Source organism: Novosphingobium sp. B-7 (assembly GCF_000410615.1).
Taxonomy (GTDB): domain Bacteria; phylum Pseudomonadota; class Alphaproteobacteria; order Sphingomonadales; family Sphingomonadaceae; genus Novosphingobium; species Novosphingobium capsulatum.
In genome coordinates, this window is the sequence record NZ_APCQ01000690.1 from 1 (window position 1) to 2,059 (window position 2,059).

Below are 2,059 nucleotides of genomic sequence, written 5' to 3' on the forward strand. Positions count from 1 at the left end.
TACAAGGTGGAAGCCTTTGGCGCGCGCGGCGGCGATGCCGATGAATCCAATGCCGCACAGCTGTGGAGCACAGTCTATCTGGCGCTCAAGCGGCCGGCGCCAGGCACGACGGGCTGCGGCCCGCGATGAGCGGCGCGCCGATTGCCTCGATCGCCATCCTGGGTGGCGGCACCGCCGGGTGGATGACGGCGGCGGCCTTGTCCAAGGCGCTGGCGCCGCAAGGCGTGGCCATTGCCCTCATTGAATCCGATGCCATCGGCACGATCGGCGTGGGCGAGGCGACGATCCCGACGATCCACTGGTTCAACCAGCTGATCGGCCTGGACGAAGCGGCGTTCATGCAGGCAACCGGCGCCACCTGGAAGCTGGGCATCGAATTTCGCGGCTGGCAGGGCGAGGGCAGCGCCTATTTCCACCCGTTCGGCACCTATGGCCTGCCGGGCGACGCGCAGATGCTGCCGCACCGCCTGATCCGCGCGTGGAACGGCGGGCACGCGATCGATATCGACGCCGTGTCGCTGACCACGCAACTGGCGCGGGCCGGCGTCTTTGCGCGGGGCAGCGGCGATCCACGCTCGCTGCTCTCGACGCTGGGCCATGCCTATCATTTCGATGCCGGCCTTTATGCCGCGTTCCTGCGGCGCATGGCCGAAGAGCGCGGCGTGCGCCGCCACGAGGGCCGCGTGACGGCGATCGACCGCGATGGCGAGACCGGTTTCATCCGCGCGCTCACCACCGAGCGGGGGGAGCATGTGGCGGCCGACCTGTTCATCGATTGCTCGGGCCTCACTGGCCTGTTGATCGAAGGGCAGATGGCGGCTGGGTTTGAAGACTGGTCGCACTGGCTGCCGTGCGACAGCGCCTGGGCCGCCCCCCCCGCCGCCGATCCGGCCGCGCCGCTGTTCACCACCGCCACGGCGGCGGCGGCTGGCTGGCGCTGGCGCATTCCGCTGCAACACCGCGTGGGCAATGGCTATGTCTTTTCCAGCCGGTTCGAAACCGCCGATGCCGCGCGCGACAGCCTGATCGCCGCGATCGGCACGCCCACGGCCGATCCGCGCCTGATCCGCTTTACCCCTGGCCGCCGCCGTCGCGCCTGGATCGGAAATGTCGTGGCGATCGGCCTGGCCAGCGGGTTCCTCGAACCGCTGGAATCGACCAGCATCCACCTGATCCAGACCGGGATCGGCAAGCTGCTGTCGCTGTTCCCGCGCCAGGACTGCGCGCCGCTGCTGGCCGAGCAATACAACCGCGTGTTCGCCCAGGAAATGGAAGACGTGCGCGATTTCCTGGTGCTGCACTATCACTTCACCCAAGGCCGCAGCGAGCCGCTGTGGCAGCACTGCCAGGCCACGGCCCTGCCCGAAAGCCTGGCCTACAAGGTGGAGCAGTTCACATCGAGCGGGCGCCTGATGCTGCGTGGCGAAGAGCTGTTCCGCGATGCCAGCTGGTTTGCCGTCATGACCGGGCAGGGCTTGCGCGCGGGCGATCATAATCCGATGCTCGACAGCATGAGCGACACGGAAAACCTGCGCCACCTCGATGCCGTAAAGGCCGCCGTGGCCAAGAGCCTGGCCCAATTGCGGGCAGACCGGGCATGAGGCTGCGCCCCCTCGCACTTGCCCTGGTGGCGCTAGCCACGATGGGGCAGGTGGCGCCTTCACCCCAGCCGCCGCCGCAGGTATTGTTCGGTCCGCTGTTTGAAGCGGTGCAGGCAGCGCGGCTCTATCCCGACAGCAAGACCTTTGCCGACGCCACCCCGCGTGAGGCACCCGATGCGGTGATGGCTGCGTGGCGGGCGGAGCAGCCGCAGGGCCCGGCGGCGCTGCGCGCCTTTGTGAACCGGCACTTCGTGGTGCCGGCCGAGCCGGGGGCGCGGCCATCGCTGCGCGAGCACATCGCCGCGCTGTGGCCGCAGCTGACTCGCCCGGCGCTCACCCCGCCGCCCGGTTCATCCGCCTTGGCCATGCCGCAGCCCTATGTGGTGCCGGGTGGGCGCTTTCGCGAAATCTATTACTGGGACAGCTATTTCACCATGCTCGGCCTCAAGGCCGATGGC

2 protein-coding genes are annotated in these 2,059 nt (G+C 68.8%); both read left to right on the forward strand.

All coding sequences use genetic code 11. From position 1 onward, the window contains the following. Positions 1 to 125: 125 nt before the first annotated feature. Entirely contained in the window at positions 126 to 1,601 is a 1,476-nt protein-coding gene (locus tag H926_RS0107270; RefSeq protein ID WP_022675712.1) for a tryptophan halogenase family protein, read from the forward strand. Beyond that, a partial coding sequence (locus H926_RS26120) for a trehalase family glycosidase (RefSeq protein WP_043608400.1) occupies positions 1,598 to 2,059 on the forward strand: 462 nt, incomplete at its 3' end. The genes H926_RS0107270 and H926_RS26120, both read left to right, overlap by 4 nt.

What these genes read in the sequence shown, in the direction of transcription:
- H926_RS0107270 (WP_022675712.1), top strand. Translation starts at nt 126, where the DNA reads ATGAGCGGCGCGCCGATTGCCTCGATCGCCATCCTGGGTGGCGGCACC.